At 66.9% G+C, this 24705-nt stretch carries 28 protein-coding genes; 16 read left to right on the forward strand and 12 right to left on the reverse strand.

Annotated features, from left to right (window positions below):
• Positions 1–132: 132 nt before the first annotated feature.
• On the reverse strand, positions 133–891 hold the full coding sequence (locus tag FHY04_RS09560) for an SDR family oxidoreductase (protein WP_183936266.1): 759 nt from the start codon (positions 889–891) through the stop codon (positions 133–135).
• A 62-nt stretch (positions 892–953) separates the two neighbouring features.
• Positions 954–1835: an alpha/beta fold hydrolase gene (locus FHY04_RS09565; protein WP_183936267.1), complete on the reverse strand. Its 882-nt coding sequence runs from the start codon at positions 1833–1835 to the stop codon at positions 954–956.
• A gap of 37 nt (positions 1836–1872) precedes the next feature.
• On the opposite strand from FHY04_RS09565, the gene FHY04_RS09570 reads away from it, so the two are divergent.
• A complete protein-coding gene (locus FHY04_RS09570) occupies positions 1873–3252 on the forward strand; it encodes a protein adenylyltransferase SelO family protein (RefSeq protein WP_183936268.1) in 1380 nt (459 codons plus the stop codon).
• A gap of 69 nt (positions 3253–3321) precedes the next feature.
• Positions 3322–4734 (forward strand): succinylglutamate-semialdehyde dehydrogenase, encoded by a 1413-nt coding sequence (astD, locus tag FHY04_RS09575; RefSeq protein WP_183936269.1) that lies wholly within the window; start codon positions 3322–3324, stop codon positions 4732–4734.
• Between the two features lie 62 nt (positions 4735–4796).
• Here astD and FHY04_RS09580 read toward each other — a convergent pair whose 3' ends face one another.
• The gene (locus tag FHY04_RS09580) at positions 4797–6614 is read right to left on the reverse strand and encodes a DUF885 family protein (RefSeq protein ID WP_183936270.1); all 1818 of its coding nucleotides are present in this window, start codon (positions 6612–6614) and stop codon (positions 4797–4799) included.
• 199 nt (positions 6615–6813) lie between these two features.
• Between FHY04_RS09580 and cobA the strand changes: the two genes are divergently transcribed.
• The 5 genes from cobA (at position 6814) to FHY04_RS09605 (ending at position 10951) form a co-directional block, all read left to right on the forward strand.
• Positions 6814–7602, forward strand: coding sequence for a uroporphyrinogen-III C-methyltransferase (cobA, locus tag FHY04_RS09585; protein ID WP_031441363.1), 789 nt, complete (start codon positions 6814–6816; stop codon positions 7600–7602).
• On the forward strand, positions 7599–7895 hold the full coding sequence (locus tag FHY04_RS09590; protein WP_031395828.1) for a DUF2849 domain-containing protein: 297 nt from the start codon (positions 7599–7601) through the stop codon (positions 7893–7895). Before cobA ends, FHY04_RS09590 begins: the two co-directional genes overlap by 4 nt.
• A 246-nt stretch (positions 7896–8141) precedes the next feature.
• Complete coding sequence (locus FHY04_RS09595) at positions 8142–9773, forward strand: nitrite/sulfite reductase (RefSeq protein ID WP_183936271.1); 1632 nt, start codon at positions 8142–8144, stop codon at positions 9771–9773.
• The gene (locus tag FHY04_RS09600; protein WP_031395826.1) at positions 9766–10206 is read left to right on the forward strand and encodes a DUF934 domain-containing protein; all 441 of its coding nucleotides are present in this window, start codon (positions 9766–9768) and stop codon (positions 10204–10206) included. Before FHY04_RS09595 ends, FHY04_RS09600 begins: the two co-directional genes overlap by 8 nt.
• Complete coding sequence (locus FHY04_RS09605; RefSeq protein ID WP_183936272.1) at positions 10199–10951, forward strand: phosphoadenylyl-sulfate reductase; 753 nt, start codon at positions 10199–10201, stop codon at positions 10949–10951. The genes FHY04_RS09600 and FHY04_RS09605 overlap by 8 nt, the downstream gene beginning before the upstream one ends.
• A 41-nt stretch (positions 10952–10992) precedes the next feature.
• On the opposite strand, the gene FHY04_RS09610 is transcribed toward FHY04_RS09605, so the two are convergent.
• On the reverse strand, positions 10993–12483 hold the full coding sequence (locus FHY04_RS09610; protein ID WP_031395824.1) for a replicative DNA helicase: 1491 nt from the start codon (positions 12481–12483) through the stop codon (positions 10993–10995).
• 143 nt (positions 12484–12626) lie between these two features.
• Between FHY04_RS09610 and FHY04_RS09615 the strand changes: the two genes are divergently transcribed.
• The 3 genes from FHY04_RS09615 to FHY04_RS09625 are packed head-to-tail and all read left to right on the forward strand — an operon-like array spanning position 12627 to position 14257.
• Entirely contained in the window at positions 12627–13109 is a 483-nt protein-coding gene (locus FHY04_RS09615; protein ID WP_031395823.1) for a UPF0262 family protein, read from the forward strand.
• A gap of 9 nt (positions 13110–13118) precedes the next feature.
• Positions 13119–13796, forward strand: a complete 678-nt coding sequence (locus FHY04_RS09620) for a GH25 family lysozyme (RefSeq protein ID WP_183936273.1) — start codon at positions 13119–13121, stop codon at positions 13794–13796.
• On the forward strand, positions 13793–14257 hold the full coding sequence (locus FHY04_RS09625; protein ID WP_183936274.1) for a cytidine deaminase: 465 nt from the start codon (positions 13793–13795) through the stop codon (positions 14255–14257). The genes FHY04_RS09620 and FHY04_RS09625 overlap by 4 nt, the downstream gene beginning before the upstream one ends.
• Positions 14258–14264: 7 nt before the next feature.
• Here FHY04_RS09625 and FHY04_RS09630 read toward each other — a convergent pair whose 3' ends face one another.
• Entirely contained in the window at positions 14265–15800 is a 1536-nt protein-coding gene (locus tag FHY04_RS09630) for a porin (RefSeq protein ID WP_183936275.1), read from the reverse strand.
• A gap of 119 nt (positions 15801–15919) precedes the next feature.
• Between FHY04_RS09630 and dcd the strand changes: the two genes are divergently transcribed.
• A complete protein-coding gene (dcd, locus tag FHY04_RS09635) occupies positions 15920–16474 on the forward strand; it encodes a dCTP deaminase (RefSeq protein WP_031395819.1) in 555 nt (184 codons plus the stop codon).
• A gap of 90 nt (positions 16475–16564) precedes the next feature.
• Here dcd and FHY04_RS09640 read toward each other — a convergent pair whose 3' ends face one another.
• The 5 genes from FHY04_RS09640 to FHY04_RS09660 form a co-directional block, all read right to left on the reverse strand.
• A complete protein-coding gene (locus FHY04_RS09640; RefSeq protein WP_260171434.1) occupies positions 16565–16912 on the reverse strand; it encodes a tetratricopeptide repeat protein in 348 nt (115 codons plus the stop codon).
• A 233-nt stretch (positions 16913–17145) separates the two neighbouring features.
• Positions 17146–17574, reverse strand: a complete 429-nt coding sequence (locus tag FHY04_RS09645; protein ID WP_031395817.1) for a biopolymer transporter ExbD — start codon at positions 17572–17574, stop codon at positions 17146–17148.
• Positions 17575–17607: 33 nt separating this feature from the next.
• Positions 17608–18087 (reverse strand): biopolymer transporter ExbD, encoded by a 480-nt coding sequence (locus FHY04_RS09650; RefSeq protein ID WP_031395816.1) that lies wholly within the window; start codon positions 18085–18087, stop codon positions 17608–17610.
• Positions 18088–18179: 92 nt separating this feature from the next.
• Positions 18180–18974 (reverse strand): MotA/TolQ/ExbB proton channel family protein, encoded by a 795-nt coding sequence (locus FHY04_RS09655; protein ID WP_031395815.1) that lies wholly within the window; start codon positions 18972–18974, stop codon positions 18180–18182.
• Between the two features lie 51 nt (positions 18975–19025).
• Positions 19026–19706 carry an energy transducer TonB gene (locus tag FHY04_RS09660; RefSeq protein WP_056406249.1) on the reverse strand — a complete coding sequence of 227 codons (681 nt, stop codon included), beginning with the start codon at positions 19704–19706 and terminating at the stop codon, positions 19026–19028.
• Positions 19707–19960: 254 nt separating this feature from the next.
• Between FHY04_RS09660 and FHY04_RS09665 the strand changes: the two genes are divergently transcribed.
• Entirely contained in the window at positions 19961–20920 is a 960-nt protein-coding gene (locus tag FHY04_RS09665; RefSeq protein ID WP_260171435.1) for a hypothetical protein, read from the forward strand.
• A 24-nt stretch (positions 20921–20944) separates the two neighbouring features.
• On the opposite strand, the gene FHY04_RS09670 is transcribed toward FHY04_RS09665, so the two are convergent.
• Both FHY04_RS09670 and FHY04_RS09675 read right to left on the reverse strand, forming a co-directional pair.
• On the reverse strand, positions 20945–21235 hold the full coding sequence (locus FHY04_RS09670) for a Rossmann fold domain-containing protein (RefSeq protein ID WP_183936276.1): 291 nt from the start codon (positions 21233–21235) through the stop codon (positions 20945–20947).
• Positions 21236–21239: 4 nt separating this feature from the next.
• Positions 21240–21611, reverse strand: a complete 372-nt coding sequence (locus FHY04_RS09675) for a dihydroneopterin aldolase (RefSeq protein WP_166745972.1) — start codon at positions 21609–21611, stop codon at positions 21240–21242.
• 138 nt (positions 21612–21749) lie between these two features.
• On the opposite strand from FHY04_RS09675, the gene FHY04_RS09680 reads away from it, so the two are divergent.
• From FHY04_RS09680 to FHY04_RS09695, 4 genes are all read left to right on the forward strand, one after another.
• Entirely contained in the window at positions 21750–22259 is a 510-nt protein-coding gene (locus FHY04_RS09680; protein WP_183936277.1) for a GNAT family N-acetyltransferase, read from the forward strand.
• A 76-nt stretch (positions 22260–22335) separates the two neighbouring features.
• Positions 22336–22926: a DUF1285 domain-containing protein gene (locus FHY04_RS09685; protein WP_081877670.1), complete on the forward strand. Its 591-nt coding sequence runs from the start codon at positions 22336–22338 to the stop codon at positions 22924–22926.
• Complete coding sequence (locus tag FHY04_RS09690) at positions 22923–23519, forward strand: CoA pyrophosphatase (RefSeq protein WP_031395196.1); 597 nt, start codon at positions 22923–22925, stop codon at positions 23517–23519. The genes FHY04_RS09685 and FHY04_RS09690 overlap by 4 nt, the downstream gene beginning before the upstream one ends.
• On the forward strand, positions 23510–24703 hold the full coding sequence (locus FHY04_RS09695; protein ID WP_183936278.1) for a CCA tRNA nucleotidyltransferase: 1194 nt from the start codon (positions 23510–23512) through the stop codon (positions 24701–24703). Before FHY04_RS09690 ends, FHY04_RS09695 begins: the two co-directional genes overlap by 10 nt.
• The last annotated feature ends 2 nt before the right edge of the window (positions 24704–24705 follow it).

The following is a 24705-nucleotide window of genomic DNA, read 5'->3' on the forward strand; positions in this document are numbered from 1 at the left end:
TCTTGTCTTGCGGAAGTCCCGCTTCCAACGCCCGCCCCCTCCCCCGTTCGCCCTGAGCGAAGTCGAAGGGCATGCCCCGGGCGGAGGTGCTTCGACTTCGTTCAGCACGAACGGGACGGGTGAGCGGTGTCGCTATTCCCCCTCCAACGCGCGGGGCACGATGACGAGCTGCTGGATCACACTTCGTGTCGGCTGCGTCAGCAGGAACTCGACGCCCGCGGCGATGTCCTCGCCGCGCAGCATCTGCTCCGCTGCGATCATCTGCCGCTGCTTCTCATCGGGCACGTCGGGATATTGCATGTTCGAGCCGACCTTGCCCGGCTCGATCAGCGACACCCGGATCCCCTTGGGGCCCAGTTCGCGGCGCAGCGCCTCGGCGAAACCGGCGATACCCGATTTGATGCCCGCATAGACGGTCGAGCTTGGCCCGAGGATATGCGCGCTGAGCGAACCGATCAGGACCAGGTCGCCGATCGGCGTCATCCGGTGCGCGGCGTGATGCGCGCTGAGCAGATAGGCGGTGAAATTGACCGCGATCGCGTAGCGCAGCGCGTCCTCGTCCATCTGCGTCAGCCCGCCCGCGGCGATCGAGGCGTTGATGACGGTGATGTCGAACCCGCCCAGATACGCCTCGCCCGCATCGAAAAAGGCACGGACCTTGTCGGGATCGGCAAGCTCGGTGACCATCCCGTCGCCTTCGCCGACCTCGCGGATGCAGGCGAGCGCGTCCTCGAGATGACCCGCATCGTGACCGCAGATATAGACTTTGGCGCCCCCCGCCGCGAGCAGCACCGCGATCGCCCGGCCGATCCCTGTCGTCCCCCCCGTGATGATCGCGCGTCGACCCTCGAGGGAGCGATGGTTCGCATGAAGGTCGGCGGGTGCGGTCATAAGCTGTTCCGGTGATCGAGCAGGCGGGACAAGGCGTCGCTGCGACGCCCCGTCCCCGTCCCCTAGGCGCGGACAGCATCCCCCTCAAGCACCTGCGCCAGCAGGTCGTCGATCGGCGCCTGGACGATCGGCTCGCTCAGCGTCGGGGCATGACCGACCCCGGGCACGGTGACGAGCGTCGCGCGGTCGAGCGACGCGACCATCCGATCCGCGATCGCGGCCGACAACAGGTCGGATCGACCACCCCGCACGATCAGCGTCGGGATCTCGCGCAGGCCCGCCAGCGCCTGCCACATGTCCGGCCCGGCCTCGCTGCCCGGCACGCGGAACGGTTCGGCGATCTTCAGGTCGTAATCGAGCACGATCCGGCCCGAGCTGTTCAGCCGGTAGATGCGCTTGGCCATCGCCAGCCAGTCCTCGATCTTCCAGTCGGGATAGACGTCGGCATTGCTCTCCGACACGCAGCGCGCGGCGTGCATCCAGGTCGGAAAGACGCTCGCCTTGCCGACATAGCCGCGGATTCGCGACAGGCCCTGTGCGTCGATCTCGGGTCCGACATCGTTGAGCAAAGCGGCTGCGATTCGCCCGCGCGCCGGCCCCGCCATCAGCATCGTGACGATCCCGCCGAGCGACGTCCCGAACGCGACAAACCGGTCGATGCCGTGTTCGGCAAGCAACGCCTCGACATCCTGGACATAGGTCAGCGGGACATAGGACATCGGATCCTTGGCATAGGCGCTCTCGCCGCGTCCGCGGAGATCGATCGCGATCAGCCGCCAGCGTCCCGCCAGCCGCGCCGCCAGCGCATCGAAATCGCGCGCGTTGCGCGTCAGCCCGGGCAGGCACAGGATCGGCGGGCGACCATCGCCGCCGCCCGGATAGTCGCGTGCGTGCAGCCGCAGCCCGTCCCTGGACCACCAATAGAGGTTTTCGTAAGCGGCCATGGTTGCGTCCTTCGGGTAGCGGCCACCATATCGCCGCATGCCCATCGACCCGCAAGCCTTCCCCGCCTATCGCCCCGAAACCACGTTGCTCGACCTCGGCGACCCGTTCTTCGATCCGGTCGCGGCGGCCGATTTTCCCCGCACCCAGCTCCGCTTCCGCAACGATCGCGCCGCCGCGCAGGTCGGCCTGGCGACGCTCGACGACGACGAATGGACTCGCCATTTCGGCCGGTTCGCGCCGTTGCCGGACACGCTGCCCGGGCCGCTCGCCTTGCGCTATCACGGTCATCAGTTCCGCAACTATAATCCCGATCTGGGTGACGGGCGCGGCTTCACCTTTGCCCAGATGCGCGACGATCGCGGCCGCCTGATGGATCTCGGCACCAAGGGGTCGGGGCAGACGCCGTGGAGCCGCGCGGGTGATGGCCGGCTCACGCTGAAAGGCGGCGTTCGCGAGATCCTCGCGACCGAGATGCTCGAGGCGCTGAACGTCCCGACCTCGCGCACGCTCTCGCTGATCGAAACCGGCGAGGACCTGCAGCGCGGCGACGAGCCGAGCCCGACCCGCTCCGCGGTCATAGTCCGGCTCAGCCACAGCCATGTCCGGATCGGCACGTTCCAGCGCCTCGCCTATCATCGCGACGACGACGCCCTGCGCCGGCTGGTCGGCTATACCTTGCGCAACCTGTTCGACGAGGACGGGAACGGGGAAGGCGGCGGTCCGGTCCGCCTCCTCGCGCTCGTCGTCGCGCGGACCGCGCGGCTCGCGGCGCGCTACATGGCGGCGGGCTTCGTCCACGGCGTGCTCAATTCGGACAATATCAACGTCACCGGCGAAAGCTTCGACTATGGCCCGTGGCGGTTCGCGCCGACCTGGGACCCGGGCTTTACCGCCGCCTATTTTGATCATCAGGGGCTGTACGCCTTTGGTCGCCAGCCCGAGGCGATCCACTGGGACGTGATGCAGCTCGCGGTATCGCTGCGCACGATCGCCGAGAGCGATCCGCTGATCGCCGCGCTCGACGGTTTCGGCCCCGCCTATCAGACCGAAGTGGGCGCGGCGATCCTGTGGCGGCTGGGCGTCCGCCCGCGCGATCCGGACAGTGACCGCGCGCTCGTCCAGGCGACCGAACGCGCGCTGCGGACCAGCGGGACGGGTATCGACCGGTTCTTCTTCGATGCGTTCGGCGGCGAGCTGCCCGCAAGCTACGGTCCCGAATGGGACGAGGTCCGCGCCGCGCTCGGCGGCTATGCCGCGCGCAAGGATCGCACTCATCCCTATTGGTCGGGCACGCCGTGCAGCCTGCTGATCGACGAGGTGGAATCGATCTGGGCGCCGATCGCCGACGCCGACGACTGGAGCCGTCTTACCGCGAAGGTCGCCGCGATCCGGGCGATGGGAGACGCTCTTGCCTGATCGCCGGTGCCGCGGCCGACGGTGCGGCGGGTGGTGGAAACTCTTCTAAAATTGGGGCAAGAGCCCGATATGGCCGATGAGATCCTCTCCTACGAACCCGCAACCGGTACGCTGTTGTGGCGTCACCCGATCGGGGATGTCGATACCGAAGTGGCGACCGCGCGGTCGGGCTGGGCCGGCTGGGCCTCCAAGCCGCTCGCGTTCCGGATCGAGACGATGCGCCGGTTTGCCAATGTCGTCCGCCAGCGCAACGACGCGTTCACCGACCTAATCGCGCGCGAGACGGGCAAGCCGATCTGGGAAGCGCGCGGCGAGGTCGAGACGGTGATCGCCAAGGTCGACATCTCGGTCAGCGCCTATGCCGAACGGACCGCGCAGCGCCGGATGGAGGCGCCGATGAACAGCCGCGTCGCGCTGCGCCACAAGCCGCACGGCGTGCTCGCGGTGCTCGGCCCCTATAACTTCCCGGCACACCTCCCCAATGGCCACATCGTCCCCGCGCTGATCGCCGGCAACGCGGTCGTCTTCAAACCGTCCGAGAAGACCCCCGCATCGGGCGCGTTCCTCGTCGAATGCTACCGTGCCGCCGGAGTACCCGAGGATTGCATCCGGCTGCTCGTCGGCGGCCCCGCGGAGGGCAAGGCGCTCGCCGCGCATCCCGATATCGACGGCCTGCTCTTCACCGGTTCGGCCCAGACCGGCCTCGCGCTCAACCGCGCCTTTGCCGAGAAGCCCGAGAAGATTCTCGCGCTCGAAATGGGCGGCAACAACCCGATCATGGTCTGGGACACGCCCGACCTGCACACCGCGGCGGTGCTCGTCGTCCAGTCCGCCTTCACCACCGCCGGCCAGCGCTGCACCGCCGCGCGCCGGCTGATCGTCCAGGAACGGCTCGCCCAGCCGCTGCTCGACACGATCGAGCGGATGATCGCGCGGATCATCGTCGACGAGCCACATGCGAACCCGGCGCCGTTCATGGGCCCGGTGATCGACAATCAGGCGGCGGACCAGCTGACCGAGAGCTTTCTCGAGCTGCTGATGCGCGGCGGCCGGCCGATCCGGCATCTCGAACGCCCGGTCGATACGCTGCCCTTCCTGCGCCCGGCGATGATCGACGTCACCGACATGGCGGACCGCCCCGATCTCGAGCTGTTCGGCCCGATCCTGCAGGTCTTCCGCACCGATGATTTCGACGCCGCGATCGCCGAGGCGAACAACACCCGCTATGGCCTGTCCGCCGCGCTGATCAGCCAGACGCCCGCGCTCTACGACCGGTTCTGGGCCAATATCCGCGCCGGGATCGTCAACTGGAACAAGCCCACCAACGGCGCCTCGTCGGGCGCGCCGTTCGGTGGCGTCGGCTGGTCGGGCAACCACCGCCCCAGCGCCTATTACGCCGCCGACTATTGCGCCTATCCGGTCGTCAGCAGCGAATCCGAAAGCGCGCGGGCCAGCATCGGCATCGGCCTGCGCGACGGCTGAGGCGGGCAGCGGGCCTAAAGCCGCACTGAAATCCTCCCCCGCCAGGGGGAGGATCATGGGGCTTACTTCGCCCCGCCCAGCCAGTCGTCGATCTTCTTCTCCAGCACCGGCATCGGCAGTGCCCCCGTATCGAGCACCTGCGCATGGAAGGCGCGCGGATCGAACGCGGCGCCCTGCGCCGCCTGCGCCTTGGCCTTCATCCTGAGGATCGTCAGCTGGCCGATCTTGTATGCCAGCGCCTGGCCGGGAATCGAGATGTAGCGCTCGACCTCGGCGGTCGCGTCGGTCCGCCCCATCGGCGAATTGGCGAGCATATAGGCGATCGCCTGGTCGCGGCTCCACCCCTTGGCGTGGATGCCGGTATCGACGACCAGCCGCATCGCGCGCAGCATCTCGTCGTTGAGGCCGCCCATCCGCTGATAGGGATCGCTCTCGACGCCCAGTTCCTTCCACAAGGTCTCGGCATAGAGCGCCCAGCCCTCGACATAGGCAGTATTGCCGCCGAACCGGATGAACGCGGGCAGCGCGACATTCTCCTGCGCCAGGCTGATCTGGTAATGATGCCCCGGCACCGCCTCGTGCAGGTAGAGCGTCTCCATCCCCCACAGGTACCGCGTCGGCAGGTCATAGGTGTTGTAGTAGAAGATCCCCGGCCGCGTGCCGTCGGGGGTCCCCTGCTGATACGACCCCGCCGCATCCGTCTTCGCGCGGAAATCGGGCACTGCACGGATCTCGAGCGGACTTTTGGGTACCAGCGAGAATTGCGTCGCGATCCGCGCGTTGACCCGCTTGCCGATCGCCTCATAGCCCTCGCGCACCGCCGCCGCCGACTTGGGCTGGAAGCGGGGATCGGTGCGCAGATGATCGAAGAAGGCGGCGAGCGTGCCCTTGAACCCGACCGCGGTCTTCTGCGCCTCCATCGCCTGCGTGATCCGCGCGACCTCGGACAGGCCGAGCTGATGCACCGCCTCGGGCTCGAGCGGCAGCGTCGTGCTGTCCTCGATCCGCTGTGCATAGAGCGCGGCCCCGCCCGGCAGCGCCGACAGCCCGACCGTGTCGCGCGCCTTGGCGAGATATTCGTTGGCGAGGAAATCGCGCATCCGGACATGCGCAGGATTGATCACCTCGCGCACCTGCTTGGCATAGGCCGCGGTCAGGCGCGTGCGGTCAGCCGCCGGGATCGACGCGGGGAACATCGTCACCGGCGCGTAGAAGGTCGACTTCTCCACGCCCTCGGCGATCAGATTGTCGAACTGGCCGATCATGTTTCGCACGACCAGCTTGGGCTGGGTCACGCCCTTCGCCATCCCCTCGCGGAACCGCGCGATCGCCCGGTCATAGACCGCGGCATAGCCCGCATTGCGCCGCAGGTTATTCTCGTAATCCGCGACCGTCTTGAACGGCGCGCCGCCCTTGCCCGACGCGAAATCGGGATAGAAGGTCTGGAACCCGCCGAAATGGCTGAGCGGCAGCAGCCGGTCGATCGCGACCAGGTTCGGCGCGAACCCGCGCAGCGCGACCTCGCGGCCGTTGCGGAACACGTCATAGGCGATCTGGTCGACCCGCGTCAGCTTCGCCCGGTCGATCGCGGCGATCGCAGACAGGTCCTGCTCGACGTTGCGCTTGTCCTGCGCGGTGCGCGCATCGGTCAGATATTCGCCGAAGCGATCGGCATAGCGCATGTCGCCGCGGAAGATGGCCTGCAGCGGATCGTTCTTCAGATCGCGCTCGTCGCTGGCATAGAAAAGCTGCTTCAGCTTCGCATCCTCGGGGCCGTCGCCGGCGATCGGCGCGGGCGGCGGCAGCGCCTGGCTCGACACCGGCACCGCGCCGATGAAGGTGGTCGCCAGCAACATGGCGGCAAGGCAGGTCAGGCGCATTATCGAAGTTCCCCATCGCGTCCGGGTTACCCGGTTCGTCGCGCCTTCCTATCGCGCGGATTCCGCCGCCACCAGCCCGTGACCGGGGCCTGCGAACGTTTCCGGCGTTGGCACCCGCGCCGCACGGGAAAGCAGGACTAGCCCCGGGGCAAATAATGCTGGGCTCGCCAATCGCCCGCCCAGAGCCCATCTTCCTGACATGGTAAGCTTGCTAGACCCCGGTGCCCGCGGGCGCGTCATCCTCGTCGGGGCGGGGCCCGGCGATCCCGGTCTGCTGACCGTGCGTGCGGTTGCCGCGCTCGAGATCGCCGACGTCGTCGTCCATGACGGGCTGATTGATCCGCGCGTGCTCGACATTGCGCCGCCTGCCGCCCAGCGCATCTCGGTCGCCAAACAGCGCGCGCGCCACACGCTGCCGCAAGAGGCGATCAACGCGCTGATCATCGCGCATGTGAAGACCGGCGCGATCGTCGTCCGGCTGAAGGGCGGCGATCCGTTCGTGTTCGGTCGCGGCGGCGAGGAGGTCGAGGCGGTACGTGCGGCGGGCCTGCCGGTCGAGGTGATCCCCGGCGTCTCCGCAGCACTGGGTTGCGCGGCCGAGGCGATGCTCCCGCTCACTCACCGCGATCATTCGAGCGCGGTCAGCTTCGTCGCGGGCCAGTGCAAGGGTCTGACCGAACAGGACTGGTCGGGGCTCGCCGGCCAGGGCCGTACGCTCGTCATCTACATGGGGATCGCGACCGCGACCGATATCGCCGACAAGCTGATGGCCGATGGCGTCGCGCCCGACATGCCGGTTGCGGTGCTTGAGCGCGGCACGCTATCGGGCAGCCGTGCGATGCGGACCCTGCTCGCCGATCTCGGCCCGATGGTGCAGCGCGAGGCGGTGAAGAGCCCCGCGATCATCGTCGTCGGCGAGGTCGTCGAACTGTCCGACGCGCAGGACAAGCTCGCCCGCTGGGCACGAATTGCAGAGGCCGCCGCATGAAGCTCCTGACCGGAAACGACCTTCCCACCGGCGACGTGATCTGGTGGACCGGCGACGGCTGGTCGCGTCACATCGAGGATGCGGCCGATGTCGGCGTCGCGGGTGAATCGATCCTCCAGGCGGAGGAGGGCGCACGCCGCGTCAACGTCCCCTATCTGATCGAGGCGACTGCGACCGCAGACGGCCCCCGCCCTGCGCACATCAAGGATCGCATTCGCGCCTTGGGTCCGACTATGCGGCCCGACCTGACGCTCAAGCCGGCCGATCCGGCTGCGGGGAGTTGGGTTATATGATTCACGCGATGGCGCGAAGGCGCGAAGAGAGCAGTGAGAAGGTGGTTCGCGCGGAGGCGCGGAGGCGCGGAGGTGTTGCGCTCGCCGCGCAGCGGCCTTCACAATCACTAGTCGCGACAGGTTCGATACCCGCTAGCGCGGGAGTTCCCTCTCCTTTCTCCTCCGCGTCTCCGCGCCTCCGCGTGAACCCGATCTTCTTCGCGCCATCGCGCCTTCGCGTGAGCCAAATTCTACCGGGAACCCCCCATGTATAAATACGACGAGTACGACCAGGCCATCGTCGACCAGCGCGTCGACGAGTTCCGCGACCAGGTCCGCCGCCGCCTCTCGGGCGAGCTGACCGAGGACCAGTTCAAGCCGCTGCGCCTGATGAACGGCCTGTATCTGCAGTTGCACGCGTACATGCTGCGCGTCGCGGTGCCGTACGGCACGCTCGACGGCCGGCAGATGCGCATGCTCGGCCACATCGCGCGCAAGTACGATCGCGGCTATGGGCATTTCACGACCCGGCAGAACATCCAGTTCAACTGGATCCAGCTCGACCAGACCCCGGACATCCTCCAGGAGCTGTCGACGGTCGAGATGCATGCCATCCAGACGTCGGGCAACTGCATCCGTAACATCAGTTCCGACCAGTTCGCCGGCGCCGCCGCGGACGAGGTCGCCGACCCGCGCCCCTGGGCCGAGCTGATCCGCCAGTGGAGCACGTTCCATCCCGAATTCACCTACCTCCCGCGCAAGTTCAAGATCTGCGTGATCGCGGCGGACGAGGATCGCGCGGCGATGCGGCTGCACGATATCGGCATCGGTCTGCACGTCCGCGACGGTGAACTCGGCGCGAAGATCTATGTCGGCGGCGGCATGGGCCGCACGCCGATGATCAGCCACGAGATCCGCGACTTCGTCCCCGCCGACGACCTGATGAGCTATCTCGAGGCGTGCCTGCGCGTCTACAATCGCTACGGTCGCCGCGACAACATCTACAAGGCGCGGATCAAGATCCTGCTGCACGAGATCGGCCCTGACGAATATCGTCGCCAGGTCGAGGAGGAATTCGCCGCGGTGAAGGGCCTCGGCCTCGATCCGCCGCGCGCGGAGCTCGAGCGGATCACGAGCCATTTCGGTGCGCCCGCGTTCGACGAGGCCGCGTCCACCGAGATCGACCGCAGCGATCCCGACTTCGCGGTCTGGCTCGACCAGAATGTGAAGGCGCACAAGCAGCCCGGCTATGCGATCGTCAACATCAGCCTGAAGCCCGTCGGCGGCATCCCCGGCGACGCGTCGGCGGACCAGATCGACGTGATGGCCGATCTCGGCACGCGCTACAGCTTCGACGAACTGCGCGTGACGCATGCGCAGAACATCGTCCTGCCGCACGTCCGCATGGCCGATCTGCACGCGGTGTGGTCAACGCTAAACGAGGCTGGGCTGGCCGAGGCCAATCTTGACCTGATCAGCGACATCATCGCCTGCCCCGGTCTCGATTATTGCAGCCTCGCCAATGCGCGGTCGATCCCGCTCGCGCAGAAGATCGCGACGCGCTTCGGCGATCTTGGCCGTCAGCGCGAGCTGGGTGAGCTTAAGCTCAAGATCAGCGGCTGCATCAACGCCTGCGGGCATCACCATGCCGGGCACATCGGCATCCTCGGCGTCGACAAGAAGGGCACCGAGAATTACCAACTCTCGCTCGGCGGATCGGGCGCGGAGGATGTGAGCCTCGCCAAGATCACCGGCCCCGGCTTCTCGGAGGATGGCGTCGTCGACGCGATTGAACGCGTCACCGACCGCTATCTTCAGGTCCGCGACCCCGGCGAGCGCTTCCTCGACACCTACCGCCGCGTCGGCTTCGAGACGTTCAAGGAGGCGATCTATGGTTGAGTATCCGGACCAGACGCTGCTCCGCTTCCGCGACGACGAGCCGCATGACGAGCCCGCGGTGACGCTCGATTCGTTCATCGGCCAGAGCAACGCAGCGGCCGTTCGCCTCGAGGCGGGCGACGATGCGCGCGCGCTGTTGCCGCAGATCGACCAGCTCGCGCTGATCGAGGTGAGCTTTCCCGGCTATCGCGACGGGCGCGGCTATTCGGCGGCGCGGATCCTGCGCGAGGCGGGCTATACCGGCGAGCTGCGTGCGGCGGGCGACGTGCTCGTCGACCAGATCCCGCTGATGCGCCGCTGCGGCTTCGACAGCTTCGCGCCCGAGGCCCCGATCGATATCGACGTGCTCCGCGCCAGCCTCGCGCGCTACGACACGCCCTATCAGAAGGCGGCCGACGGCGCCGTGCCGGTCTGGAAGCTGCGCCATGGGTGAAGCGCTCCGCCGGATCGACACGATCGACGTCACCCCCGCCTTCACCAAGGCGGATGCACAGGCGATGCAGGACCGGTTCGCCGGCGTTCCTGCGGCGCAGATGCTGCGCGAGCTGCTGACCGGCGAACTGGCCGGGCGGATCGCGTCGGTCTCGTCCTTCGGTGCCGAATCGGCGGTTCTGCTGCACATGGTCGCGCAGGTTGATGTCGACGTGCCGGTGATCTTCACCAACACGCAGAAGATGTTCGGCGAGACGCTCGCCTATCGCGATGCGCTGGCCGAACGGCTGGGCCTCACCGACCTGCGCGTGTTCAGACCCGATCCGCGGCTGCTCGCGGTCAAGGATCGTGCGGGCGAACGCTGGTCCTACGACCCCGATGGCTGCTGCGACCTGCGCAAGGTCGAGCCGCTGCGCCGAGCGCTCGCGCCGTTCGACGCGTGGATCTCGGGGCGCAAGGGCTTCCAGTCGGGTACGCGCACCGCGCTGCCGCGGTTCGAGGAAGATGAGGGCCGGCTGAAGATCAACCCGCTCGCGGACTGGGACAAGGCGCGGCTCGATGCCTATTTCGGCGAGCATGACCTGCCGCGGCATCCGCTCGAGGCGCAGGGTTATCTCTCGATCGGCTGCGCGCCCTGCACGACCAAGGTCGCCCCCGGCGAGGATCCGCGCGCGGGGCGTTGGCGCAGTTTCGACAAGGTCGAATGCGGCATCCACGCCCCCGGGGGTTACGACCCGATCATCTGATCCGTGTCCCTCCCCCCGTGGGGGAGAGGGACACCAGAGTTTCAATACTCGGCCAGATCCGAGAACTTCGTGATCGTCGGGTCGAACTTCATCCGCACCTTGCCGGTCGCGCCGTGGCGCTGCTTGGCGATGATCAGCTCGGCAAGACCGTAGACCCGCTCCATCTCGGCCGCCCAGGACGCGTGATCCTCGAAGATCTTCGCGCTGTCGCCTTCGGCCGGCCGCTTGGGCTCCTTCGACGCGACGTAATAATCCTCGCGGTACACGAACCAGACCATGTCGGCGTCCTGCTCGATCGACCCCGATTCGCGAAGATCTGAGAGCATCGGCGTCTTGTCCTCGCGGCTTTCGACCGCGCGGCTCAGCTGCGACAGTGCCAGCACCGGCACGTTCAGATCCTTCGCCAGCGTCTTCAGCCCGCGCGAAATCTCCGAGATTTCCTGAACGCGGTTGCCGTCCTTGCTCTTGCCCGACCCCGAGAGAAGCTGGAGATAGTCGACCACCACCAGCCCGATCTCGTTATTGTGGCGACGCTGCAGCCGGCGGACGCGCGTGTGCAGCGCGCCGATCGACAGGCCGCCCGTGTCGTCGATGAACAGCGGCAGGTTCTCCAGCTCGGCCGCCGCGGCCGCCAACTGCGCGAACTCGGTCCGGCTGATCTTGCCCATACGGAGCGATTCGGATGAAATCTGCGACTGCTCGGCGAGAATACGCGTCGCCAGCTGATCCGCGGACATTTCGAGGCTGAAGAACGCGACCTTCGCGCCGACCGAATCCTTCGGGGCGATCCCGTCGGCCATGTCGCGCATCCAGCGCCGCGCGGCGTTGAACGCGATGTTGGTGGCGAGCGACGTCTTGCCCATGCCCGGACGCCCAGCGAGGATCATGAGATCGCTGTGATGCATGCCGCCGATCTTGGCGTTGATCGAGTCGATACCCGTCGTCACGCCCGACAGGTTGCCGCCCGAGTTGAGCGCCCGCTCGGCCATCTTGACCGCCGCGGTGGTCGCCTGCGCGAACGTCTTGACCGAGTTCTCCGCCCCGCCATCGGCGGCGACCTTGAACAACTCCTCCTCGGCCAGCTCGATCTGCGCACGCGGATTGACCTCCTCCGAGGTATCCATCGCGCGGTCGACCAGGGTGCGGCCGACCGAGACGAGCGCGCGCAGCATCGCCAGGTCGTAGATCTGCTGCGCGAACTGGCGCGCACCGATCAGCCCTGCGCCGCTGCCCGTGAGGCCGGCCAGATAGGCGGGGCCGCCCAGCTCGCGCATGCCCTCGTCCGCGTCGAACATCGGCCGCAGCGTGACCGGCGTCACCAGCATGTCGTTGCCGCGCAGCGTCTTGATCGCGGCGAAGATGCGCCCGTGCACGGGTTCGAAGAAATGCGTGGGTTCGAGCTTGTCTACCAGATCGTCGGCGAGCCGGTTGTCGATCATCATCGCGCCGAGCATCGCGGCTTCGGCCTCGACGTTGCGGGGAAGCTGCTGTGGTTCGGCCACGGCGGGGACGGGGAATGCGAGGGTTGCCATACTGCGTTCTACGCACTGCGCGCGATCGCTCCAAGCCAACTGCGCCAGAATGATGGGGATAAGTCGACCAGCCAGCCGCGATCGGCGGCCGCCGGTGCAGGCGACAAGTGACACGCGTTACGACCATCGCTATCGCACATGGCATGGCCGACCCGCGGATCATCGACATACAGCTCGACGAGCGCACGATTGCGTGGCGTTCCGCGGATATCGAGCAGGAACGCCGGATCGCGATCTTCGACCTGATCGAGGGCAATTATTTCGCGCCGCAGCGCCAGCATGCCGATGGCTATGCCGGCCCGTACCGCATCAGGCTCGAGACGGAGGAAGGCCGTCTCGGCATTCACATCCATCGTGAGGACGACACGCATCTTGAGACACTGGTGCTCGCGCTCGGCCGTTTCCGCCGACCGATCAAGGACTATTTCGCGATCTGCGACAGCTATTACCAGGCGATTCGCCAGTCCTCGCCCGCGCAGATCGAAACCGTCGACATGGCCCGGCGCGGCGTCCACAACGAGGCCGCCGAGCTGCTCAAGGACCGGCTGTCGGGCAAGATCGAGGTCGATTTCGACACCGCCCGCCGGTTGTTCACGCTCATCTGCGTCCTTCATCTACGTGGCTGAGCAGCGCTGATGGCCACGACATTGCTGAAGCTTGCGACCGTGCTGTTCGGCACGGGCGGCATCGCGATTGGCGGCTGGGCCTATGCGACGCAGTGGCATCCCGCGACCGAGACCTATCCGCTGCAAGGCGTCGACCTGGGTGAAAATCCCGCGCCGGTCGAATGGGGAACGGTGCGCGCGCGCGGCGTCGATTTCGCCTATATCGTCGCGACCTCGGGCAAGGATCGCCGCGATCCCGCGTTCGAGGCGAACTGGGCGGCGCTTCCCGAAGCCGGGCTGCGCCGCGGCGCGGTGCATATCTATTCGCTGTGCCAGCCTGCGGTCGAACAGGCGAACGCGTTCAATACCTTCGTGCCCGCCGCCGCCGATGCGTTGCCCGTCGCCGTCGATGTGCAGTTCCGGGATGATTGCGTCGCCCGCCCCGAAAAGGCCGCGCTGGTCGCCGATCTGACGCGCTTCGTGACGATGGTCGAGACGCATACCGGCAAGCCCGTCCTGCTGCGCATCGGCAAGTCGGTCGAGGGCCGCTATGCGTTGTCGGCGGCACTGCCGCGGCCGGTCTGGGCGATGGCCAATCTGCTCAAGCCCGATTATGCGGCACGGCCGTGGCGAATGTGGCGCGCGAGCAATTTTCGGCGCGTCGAGGGAATCGAGGGACCGGTGAACTGGGACGTGGTGGCAGGATGAACGATGGTTTCGATACCGATCAGGCAACCCGCCTGATCATCGCGGCGCGCGACGCCGCGCGTCACGCGCATGCGCCCTATTCGCGATTCGCGGTCGGCGCCGCGGTGCTGCTCGACGACGGCAGCGTGATCACCGGCGCCAATTTCGAGAATGCGAGTTACGGCCTGTCGCTCTGCGCCGAAACCGTCGCGCTGGCGACCGCAAGCGCGCAGGGCCGCCTGCGTGACGTCGTTGCGATCGGCGTGATCGGCGGCGCGATGGATACCGAAGGTCGCGCGACCGGCACCGCCCCCGTGAGCCCGTGCGGACGGTGCCGCCAGGTGATCAACGAGGCGGCGCAGATGGGCGGGCGCGATCTCCCCGTGCATTGCGGCGCGGCGCAGGGCGAGGCTGTCCGCAGCTACCGCCTGTCGGAACTTCTACCCAACGCGTTCGGCCCGGCGGATCTCGGGATCGGCTGATCCGCGGTCAGTAGTTGAACTGCAACTGCGTGCGGATCAGATCGCCCTCCGCCCGGCCCTCGCGGCGTTCGTCGGCCTCGCGCCGTGTCATCCGCGCATAGGCGACGGTCAGCTCGATCGGCGGGGTCGGCTGGAACTCGATCCCCAGCTCGAACTCGTCGGTCTCGAGCCGCGGCGCATTGGGCAGCGCCTTCGACCCGCCGCGATAATATTGCCGGCGCGCATAGGGCATGAACGGGCCGAGCGGCGACGACCGCACGCGCGCCATCGCCTGGACATAGCCGCCGTTGAGCCGCTTGGTCGTAATCGACTGCGATGCATCGTCATATTCGGGGCCGCGGCCCCAGTTCCACTCTGCCTGGAACCCGAAGGGCTGCGGATAGAGGATCGCGTGGACGCCGAACCGCTCGTCGGCAAAGCTCGTGTCGCTGACCCCGCCGCTGCGCAATTCGGGCTGGACGCGATTGCGGAACGCCGCCGCGCCGGCTTCGAACACCTGTCCGGTGAACGCCCTGCCAAGCCCGTCGAGCGCGAACGGCCAGGTCGCCATCGCCACCGTCATCGCGCCGTCATTGGTCTCGGCACGGCTGATCCCCTGGCCGTTATACACGCCGAGCGCGAACGCGCCGTAATTGCCGAACAGTTTCTGGCCGTCCTCCTCGAGGCGATCCCAGATCCGTTGCACGCCGGCGGGGGTGTAATAGGCGACGATGCCCAGATCGCGCTCCCCGGGGACCGCGCTGTTGATCCCGTCGCTGCGATCGATCGTGATGCGATTCGACGAGGACTGCATATTCTCCCACCCGAAGGGCACCTTCGACTGCCCAAACCGCAGCCGGAAGCGGCGATCCGCGTCGAGGAACGTGTCGACATAGGCGTCGCGCAGCTGGGCAAAGCCCTCGCGTCGCTCGCCGCCCGACTGGTTGCTGACGTTCACCGCGAAGTCGGGCTGGAGATAGAAGGACACACGGTCGGTCAGATCGCCCTGCAGGACCAGCCGGACGCGCCGGAGCGAGAAGCCGGTATTGTCGCCGATGCTGCCGTCATGCACCGACCGCAACCGCGACTGGCCCTCCGGCGCGGTGCGATCGCCCGACACGATTTCGTTGAACCGCATCTGCGTATAGCCGCGGATCGCGATGCGATCATACCAGGCGCGCTTCGGCTCAGGCGTCGCCGCGGCCAATTGCGTCGCGGGGGCGGCCGCTGGTGCCGGCTTGGGAGCGGGTGCAGGCGTTGCCGCAACCGCGACCGGCGCGGTAACGGCCGCGGGGACTGGTGCCGTTTGGGCAATCGGTCCGTTCTGCGCGGCCTTGAGCTCGGCGATCGTCGCCTTCAGTTCGTCGATCTGGCGTTGCAGGTCCTGCACCGACTGCGCCTGCGCCGCGCCGCCCGACAGCGCGATCGATCCGGCCAGCGCGATCCGCACATAGCGGCTGGCGCGGCGCGCGCGGATCGCGGCGCGGTCCCGCTCGTCATCATGGTCCGGAAGCTGTGGCTCGACGGACGTACCGCGCGGAAAAGGCTGCCGAATCTGGTTCATGCCGCGCCCCATGACGGCCCGGCACGCCGGCTGCAACGGCAAAATCGCTCTCCCCGCGCGCGCGCTCTTGCCGCCATCGACCATCCGCGCGAAAGCAGCGGCGAAAAGGGGAATGTCTCATGTCCGTCATGTCCGACCGCTGGATCCGCGAACGCGCGCTGGGCGATGCGATGATCGAGCCATTTCACGAGGCGCAGCGCCGCGATGGCTGTATCAGCTACGGGCTGTCCTCCTATGGCTATGACGCGCGCGTCGCCGACGAGTTCAAGATCTTCACCAATGTCGACAGCGCGATCGTCGATCCGAAGAATTTCGATGCGAACAGCTTCGTCGACCGCAAGACGGATGTCTGCATCATTCCGCCGAACAGCTTTGCGCTAGCGCGGACGGTCGAATATTTCCGCATTCCGCGCGACACGCTGGTGATCTGTCTGGGTAAATCGACCTATGCGCGCTGCGGGATCATCGTCAACGTCACCCCGCTCGAACCCGAATGGGAGGGGCATGTGACGCTCGAATTCTCGAACACCACGCCGCTGCCCGCGAAGATCTACGCGAACGAGGGCGCCTGCCAGTTCCTGTTCCTGCGCGGTAACGAGCCGTGCGAGATCAGCTATGCCGACCGCGCGGGCAAATATATGGGCCAGCGCGGGGTCACCCTGCCCCGGCTCTGACCGCCTCAGGCGTCGACCGCGCGAGGTCGACGCCTCTGCGTCACTACCGGAACCACAGGACCGGCGCCGGACGAGCTCGTCGGCCCTGGTTTAGCGCGTGGCGATCTGTACCGGGGCCACGCCGAGCGCGCGTCGTGCCAGATCATGCGACGAGGCCACCGCACCCGAGGGAAGGTCCATCGCGATGTCGCGGCGTTCGAGCACGCGCTTGTACAGCGTCCGTGCGTCCGCCTCGCGGCCGGTCCGCCGGTAAACCGCGGCAAGGTTGAGCATCAGTTCGGGGCGACCCGGATAGACCGCCTGTTCCGCCAGGATATGGCGTTCGGCCGCGGCAAGATCGCCCGACACGATCGCCTGATAGCCATTCTGATCCGCCGCGAGCGCCGGTGCTGCCGCGCCGACAAGGGCAAGAACTACAAAGCCGAATTTGCGCATCATCCCGTCTCCATCGCCCTTCTGAGTCGAAAGGTTTCACTTTTGTGACACTGTTGTGTCACTTCGATGACTGTGGCGCAATATGGGATTTTTACGGATATTGCCCTGGTAAGGCCGTGAGGTGCGCGCGCGGCATGCCGTCGCTCTTTCCGCCCCCGGTGTCATGGACGTCGGACATGCAAAAGGGGCGGCCCTTGCGGACCGCCCCTGGCATCGTATCGATCGTGTCGCGTGACTTAGAAGTCGTTGCGATACTGCTCGTTACCGATGAAGCCGAGCTTCGTGATCGAAGACCGCTTCACGACGGCAAGCGTGCGATCGACGACTTCGTACCGTGCCTGCGGGTCCGGCTGGAAGTGAAGTTCCGGCTCGGGGTTCATGCCCGCGGTCTGGTCCAGATACTGGCGCAGCGTCACCTCGTCGACCGGCGACCCGTTCCAGGCCACCGTGCCCGATGCGTCGATCGAGATCTTGTTCTTCTCGGGGTCGATCGGATTCTGCGGCGGGTTCTTGCTGTTGACCGGAAGGTCGACTTTCACCGCGTGCGTCTGGATCGGGATCGTGATGATGAACATGATGAGGAGAACGAGCAGGACGTCGATCAACGGCGTCATGTTCATTTCCATCATCGGCCCGTCATCTTCTTTGCCGCCGCCCATTGCCATTCTATACTACTCCTAAATACGTCCGAGCGATCGTCAGCGTTCGGTGGTGCCGCCGGGAGGCGGCTCGGAGATGAAGCCGACGCGGGCGAAGCCGGCGCGCTGCATCGTGTAGATCGTGCCGCCGATGCACTTGTACGGCGTGTTCACGTCGCCGCGAATATGCGCCTCGGGCAGCTCAAGACCTGCGGCATTCACGCCACCCTGACGGTCGATCTCGGTCTTCAGCTTGGCGACCGCACGATCGAGCAGCTCGGTCGAGGTGACCGGGGTCATGTTCCAATACACTGCACAGCTGCCATCGCCATTTGTCGTCACCGACAGCGAGACATTTTCGGGCTTGGTCGTGGTCGGATCAAATTTGACCTCGGGGAGCTTCAGCTGCACCGCCTGGACCGCGACGGTCGTCGTCACCAGAAAGATGATCAGGAGCACGAGCATGACGTCGACCAGCGGCGTCGTATTGATGTCCGATATCGATTTCTCGGTGGAATCGCCACCAACACTCATCGCCATGTGCGAACTATCCTATTCTTTTATCGCCACCGGCACCGCCGGCGGGAAGGAAGCGGAGCTGCCGCGAACGGCAGCCCCGCCTTTCTCGCGTCTTAGTTAGCGCGCGGCACGCCACCGGTCTGACCGGCAGTCGTGGTCGCCGTGGCAGGCTTGGCCACAACCGGCTTGACGCCCGAAGCGGTGATCGGACGCACGGCACCGTTCGATGCCAGGAAGCCGAGCACGTCGTTCGAGAAGGCCGACAGATCCTCTGCGATCGACTTGTTGCGACGCTGCAGCCAGTTGTACGACAGGACGGCAGGAACCGCGACGACGAGACCCAGTGCGGTCATGATCAGTGCTTCACCGACCGGCCCTGCGACCTTGTCGATCGATGCCTGACCCGATGCACCGATCTTCACGAGTGCGCGGTAGATGCCGATAACCGTACCGAACAGACCGATGAACGGCGAAACCGAACCGACCGTTGCGAGGAAGGCGAGACCGCCACCCAGCTTCGAGTTGATCGCAGCTTCCGAACGCGCGAGCGAACCGTGCAGCCAGTCATGCGCCTCGACCGGATCGGTCAGCTTCGAATGCTGCTCCTGAGCGGCCAGGCCGTCGTCGACGATCTGCTTGTAGGCCGAGTTCTTCTCGAGCTTGGCCGAACCTTCGCGAAGGCTGTTCGACGACCAGAAGGCCTGACGGACGCGCTTGCCCTGACCGATGATCTTCTGCTGCTCGAACAGCTTGGAGAACAGGATGTAGAACGAAACCACCGACATCAGCACCAGAATGCCGAACACGGTCTGGGAGATGAGACCGCCTTCGCGAAGTGCCGCTTCGAGGCCGTACGGGTTGGCTTCGGCTGCTGCGGGCGCCGCCGCGGCAAGGATAGTGGTGAACATGGTCGGATGATCCTCTTAAGATTCGTTGGTCTAAGTGCGCCGAGACGCAGATTAATTTTCCGGCAACGTCCACCGGATACGCTGCGTCGCACTCGAACGCATCGGGTTCCCGGCCTGATCGAGCGCCGGCGAGTAGCGACCGCGTCGCGTCATCGCAGCACAGGCTGCCCGATCGAGAGCAGGCGAACCGCTCGACGACGTCACGGTGCAGTTCTCGACACGACCCTGGGCATTAATGTCCCAGCGCATCGCGACCGCACCCTGTTCGCCGGCACGGATCGCGCTCGGCGGATAGTCGTCCTGGCTCACCCATGTCGCCGGATTACCCTTGGCGCCCGCGGCCTTGCTGACCGTCGGTGCTGCTGGCGGGGCCGGCGGCGCTGGCGGCGCGGGAGGCGCCGGCGGTGCCGTTGGCTGGCTCAGCGGGATGATGTTCGACGTCGTGATCGCCGGAGCGGGCGACGGCGTAACAACGACCGGCGGCGGCACGACGACGGTGGTCGGCGGCGGCGGCAGGTTGGGCTGGTCAGGCGGCGGCGGCGGGGGCTCGTCGGGCGGAGGCGGCGGTGGCGGCGGCTCCACGTCGAACGTGTTTAACTTTTCGGTGGCCTTTTTCACGTATTGAAACGCGAGGCCGGTGACGAAAGCATAGCCCAAGGCAGCATGAATCAGCGCGACGATGACGATCGCGACGATTTTGCCTGAGGACATCTTCTGGTCAACATAGGCCATTCAGCAACGACACTCCCTTATTCTGTCTGCCTTCACGCAGTCGCGCATGGGGGCAGGCGCAACGCAAACGTGTGCCGTGAAGCAAAAATTCCACGCGGCAGTGCGCAATGTCTATCGCCACGCCATGCGACACGCAAACGCTTTGTCGGACGCAACAAACGTACAAGCGTATGATGGCAATTTTATTTCTGTAACGTTCATGCGCCATCGCGTAGCCCATGGCGATGATATCCCCACGTTCCATCCCACCGCTCATGACCCTCTTCGCCGTCATCGCCGCGGCCCCGATCGTTGCGCAAACGGCCCCCCCGCCGCAATCCGTGCCGACCGCGCCGCAGCAAAACAGCGCCGGCGACTCGACGACGCTGACCCCCGAACAGCTTGATCGGCAATGGGAAGGCGCGCGCGATGCAGCGCCCGCTGGAGCGGCTGGCGCGGAGCCGGCCCAGCCCGCGGCCGTCGACCAGGGTGCCGGCTATGCGGACCTTGCGGATCTCGTTCTCGCAGCGCCGGTGATCGCCGACGCGACGATTCGCTCGACCGCGCGCATCAAGGGCGCAGAGGCGGCGGATGTCGCACCCGGGCTCGTCCGGTTCTATGTCGAGGTCGACGTAACCGCGCTGATTCGCGGCAGTGGTGGTGTGGCCCCAAGACTCGGCTATCTGCTTGATGTTGCACCGGATTCGAACGGTCGCCTACCAAAGCTGAAAAAGGCGCGCGTGCTGCTGTTTGCACGTACCGCCGGAACATCGACCGCCCAGATCCAGCTCGTCGCGCGCGGCGCGCAACGCGACTGGACGCCGGCCCTTGACGCGCAGGTCCGCCGCATCGCCCGCGAGGTTCTCGCCGCCGACGCGCCGCCCGTCATCACCGGGATCGGCAACGCCTTTCACGTGCCGGGCGCCCTGCCCGGCGAAGGCGAAACGCAGATCTTCCTGACCACTTCGGATCAGCGTCCCGTCTCGCTGTCGATCCTGCGGCGGCCCGGCGAGCAACCCCGCTGGGCGGTCGCGCTGAGCGAGATCGTCGACGAGGCCGCGGCCCCTCCGCCGCGTGGTTCGCTGTTGTGGTACCGGCTGGCCTGCGCGCTTCCCGCCGCGATGCCGGATCGCAGCGTCGCGTCGATGGCCGCCACCGACGCGGTGATCGCGCGTGAGGATTATCAATTCGTTCTGCGTGCGCTCGGCCCCTGCGGACGCAGCCCGCGGCGCTGACCGGACCGCCGAGCGAGGGTCCGCTCAGCGGATCTCGAGGATCTGCCCGGTCGTCGACAGGGCGGTTTCGAGATAGCCGATCGCCGCTTCGACATCGGCAGCCCGCGCCCCATTATGGGACAGGACGGCGTTGATTCGCGTCACCGGCGCCGCCTCGATCGCGAGCGGCGCGATCGCGGCGCGGGCCTGGGCGGCAAAAAGCGAATCGCTGCTTTCGCGAATCACCACGACCAGGCTGTCGTCGGTGCCCAGTCTCGCGCGCGCGTCGCGCACGCACGCTGCGATGTCGTCACGCTCGCTCACGATCAGCCGCACGATCTCACCGACGATGTCGCACGAGCGTCACGCCGATCGCCTCGCCCGCTTCGGCGATCGCCAGCTTGACGATCTTCACCGCGACCCGCTGAACACGCGCGTCCTGCAGGAACAGCGTCTCGCAGATATGATCGGCGACCGCCTCGATCAGCGTGAAATGCACGCCCGCAGGTAACGCCGTGGTCGCAGCATGTTTCAGATCGAGATAGTTTTTCGACGCCGACAAGGGCGTGTCGGGATCGAACCGGCTCGGGCAGGTGAGATCGACGGTGAGCGAAATCCGCAGCGGCTGGGGCAGATGCGTCTCCTCCGAATAGATTCCGGTGAGCACCTGCACTTCCATGTCGTGCACTTCGAGCTGAAGACTGTCTTGCATCGCCGCGCTCTAGCAGAGCCGCGACCGTAGGGAAGGCCCGGGGCGGACGCGCCGCTGCGCCGGTTCCGCTTGCGTTCGGCGACGTGCTGCGTAAAGCGCGCGGCCCCGGACGTTCCTGCGCCGGCGCTGGAGAAGCCGGTGTTCGAACTCGTCCCCTTGAACGCCGTCCCGGATGCCGAGGTCGAGGCGCTGCTCGACCGCGCGTTCGGGCAGGACCGTCATGGCCGGTCCGCCTATATGATCCGCGGCGATGGAATCGCGATCCCGACGCTCAGCTTTGCCGCAGTGTCGGGCGACATGCTGCTGGGCTCGATCCAGTGCTGGCCGATCGCGCTCATGACCGCAAATGCGGCGTTGCCGCTGGTGATGGTCGGCCCGGTCGCGGTCGCGCCGGGCCATCAGGGCGACGGCATCGGCCGGGCGCTGGTGGCGCGCGCACTCGAGGTCGCTGCGGCGAGCGATCTGGGCGACGCGCTGATGCTGATCGGCGATCCGGACTATTATGGCCGGTTCTTCGGCTTTTCCGCCGAGCGCACAGCCGCGTGGGAGGCACCGGGTCCGGTCGAACGTCACCGGCTTCTTGCACTAGGGGGGGCCGTACCCGACGACGCTGGAATGCTCGGCCCGCGCCCAGGCGCAGCCGGCTGACGACGCCGCAGCGCGGCTTGGCGCTTCGCCTGCCGCGAGACTTTACGAGAGGCCATGCGCACCCTACCTCGCGCTCATGCCTATGGACCCCCTCCCCGATCTTGCCTCGCTGAGCCTCGCCGAAATCGCCCGGCTCGCCGACGAGCAGAAACTGCCGCCGGTCGACAAATGGAATCCGTCGCATTGTGGCGACAGCGAAATGCGGATCGCGCGCGACGGGACCTGGTATCATCAGGGCACGCCGATCGGTCGCGAGGCGATGGTCCGGCTCTTCTCGACGATCCTCAGGCGCGAGCCATCGGGCGGCTATGTCCTGGTTACCCCGGTCGAGAAGCTCGACATCGTCGTCGAGGACGTGCCGTTCGTCGCGGTCGAGGTGAAGATCGATGGCGAGGGTCCGGCGACCAGGCTGACCTTCCGGCTCAACACCGGCGACCTCGTCACCGCGGGCGCCGCGCACCCGATCCGCTTCGTCGAGGATGAGGACGGCCCGCGGCCCTATCTGATGGTTCGCGGCGGGATGGAGGCGGTGGTCGCACGGCCGGTCTATTACGAGCTCGCCGACCGCGCGATTGCCGGCGGCGAGTCGCCGGTCGGACTATGGAGCGACGGCCAGTTCTTCCCGCTCGAACCCGCGATGCCGTCGCCCGAAGACATCGCCGCGTGACGCTCGCTGATCGGCTGCGCAGCGCGCTGTCGCGGGGTGTCGAGCCGGGCATGATCCTGCTTACCGGCGACCGTGACGATATCGATCTGCCGCCCGGCGATACGCTGCTGCCCGCGGCGGTTCTGATCGCGGTGACCGATCGTGCCGAACCCGGGGTGATCCTGACCCAGCGTACCGAGACGATGCGCAAGCATGCGGGCCAGATCGCCTTTCCCGGCGGCCGGATCGATCCCGGCGAGGATATCGTCACCGCCGCGCTGCGCGAGGCCGAGGAGGAGATCGCGTTGCCGCGAGACCGCGTGACCGTCATCGGCCAGGCCGATACCTATCGCACCGTCACCGGCTTTCAGGTGACACCGGTGATCGGCGTCATCCCCCCCGACCTCGTGCTCCACCCGAGCGAGGCGGAGGTTGCGAACGTGTTCGAGGTTCCGCTCGAATTTCTGCTCGATTCTGGCAATCATGTCGAAGCCAGCGTCGAGTGGCAGGGTCATGAGCGGCATTATTACGAGATCATCTGGAACGACCGCCGCATCTGGGGCGCGACCGCGGCGATGATCGTCAATCTGAGGCGACGACTGCAATGGGCATGAGCCTTCCCGATGCCGCCTGGCGGACGCGCCCCGGCCTCGGCGCGCTGACCGCCGTGCTGGGCGGCGCGTCGGCACAGTCTCGCTTCGTCGGCGGGGCGGTGCGCGACACCCTGCTCGGCCTGACGCCTGCCGATACCGGCGCGATCGACATCGACATCGCGACGAGCTTTCCTCCGCAGGAGGTGCTCGAACGGCTCGAGGATGCGCGGATCCGCGCCGTGCCGACCGGGCTCGCGCATGGCACGATCACCGCGGTGACCGAGGGGGGAACCGTTGAGATCACGACGCTACGCCGCGATGTCGCGACCGATGGGCGGCATGCGACGATCGCTTATACCGATGACTGGCGCGAGGATGCGGCGCGCCGCGATTTCACGATCAACGCGCTCTATGCCGATCCCGTCAGCGGTGAGATCTTCGACTATTTCGGTGGCCTGGACGATCTGTCCGCAGGGCGCGTGCGCTTCATCGGTGATCCCCTGCAGCGGATTGCGGAGGATCATCTGCGGATTCTGCGCTTCTTCCGCTTTCACGCCCGGTTCGGCATCGAGATCGACGCCGCCGGGCTGGAGGCGTGCACGGCCCGCGCGAACGACCTGATGGCGCTGTCCCGCGAGCGGATCGCTGCCGAACTGCTCAAGCTTCTCGTCGCGGCGCGCGCCGTTGCGGTGATCGCACTGATGGTCGAGCGCGGCATCTGGCGTGCGGTGCTGCCCGAGATCGACGCCGACGGGGTCGCACGGCTGGCCGCGCTGGTCGATCACGAACATGCCGCCGGCATTGCGCCCGATCCGATCCGCCGTCTGGCCGCATTGATCCCCGCCCGCGACGGCGATGTGGTCGCTGCACGGCTGAAACTGTCGAACACCAATCGCAAACGCGTCGTCGCGGCGACGCAGGGGATTGGGGACGAAGGCCCGCGCGCACTCGCCTATCGCCACGGCGTGGCTGGCGCGATCGACCGGTTGCTGATCGCAGGCGCGGACGTCGCGCCGATTGCCGACTGGTCGCCGCCGGCATTTCCGATCAGCGGCGGCGCGCTGGTCGAACGCGGCCTGCGCAAGGGCCCCGACGTCGCGGCGATGCGCCGGCGGATCGAGACTCAGTGGATCGCGGAGGGCTTTCCCGATCAGGCCCGGGTCGATGCGATCGCCGACAAGGCGGTCACCGAAACGCTCGCCTGAGC

Source organism: Sphingomonas sp. BK481, assembly GCF_014194875.1.
GTDB lineage: Bacteria > Pseudomonadota > Alphaproteobacteria > Sphingomonadales > Sphingomonadaceae > Sphingomonas > Sphingomonas aerolata.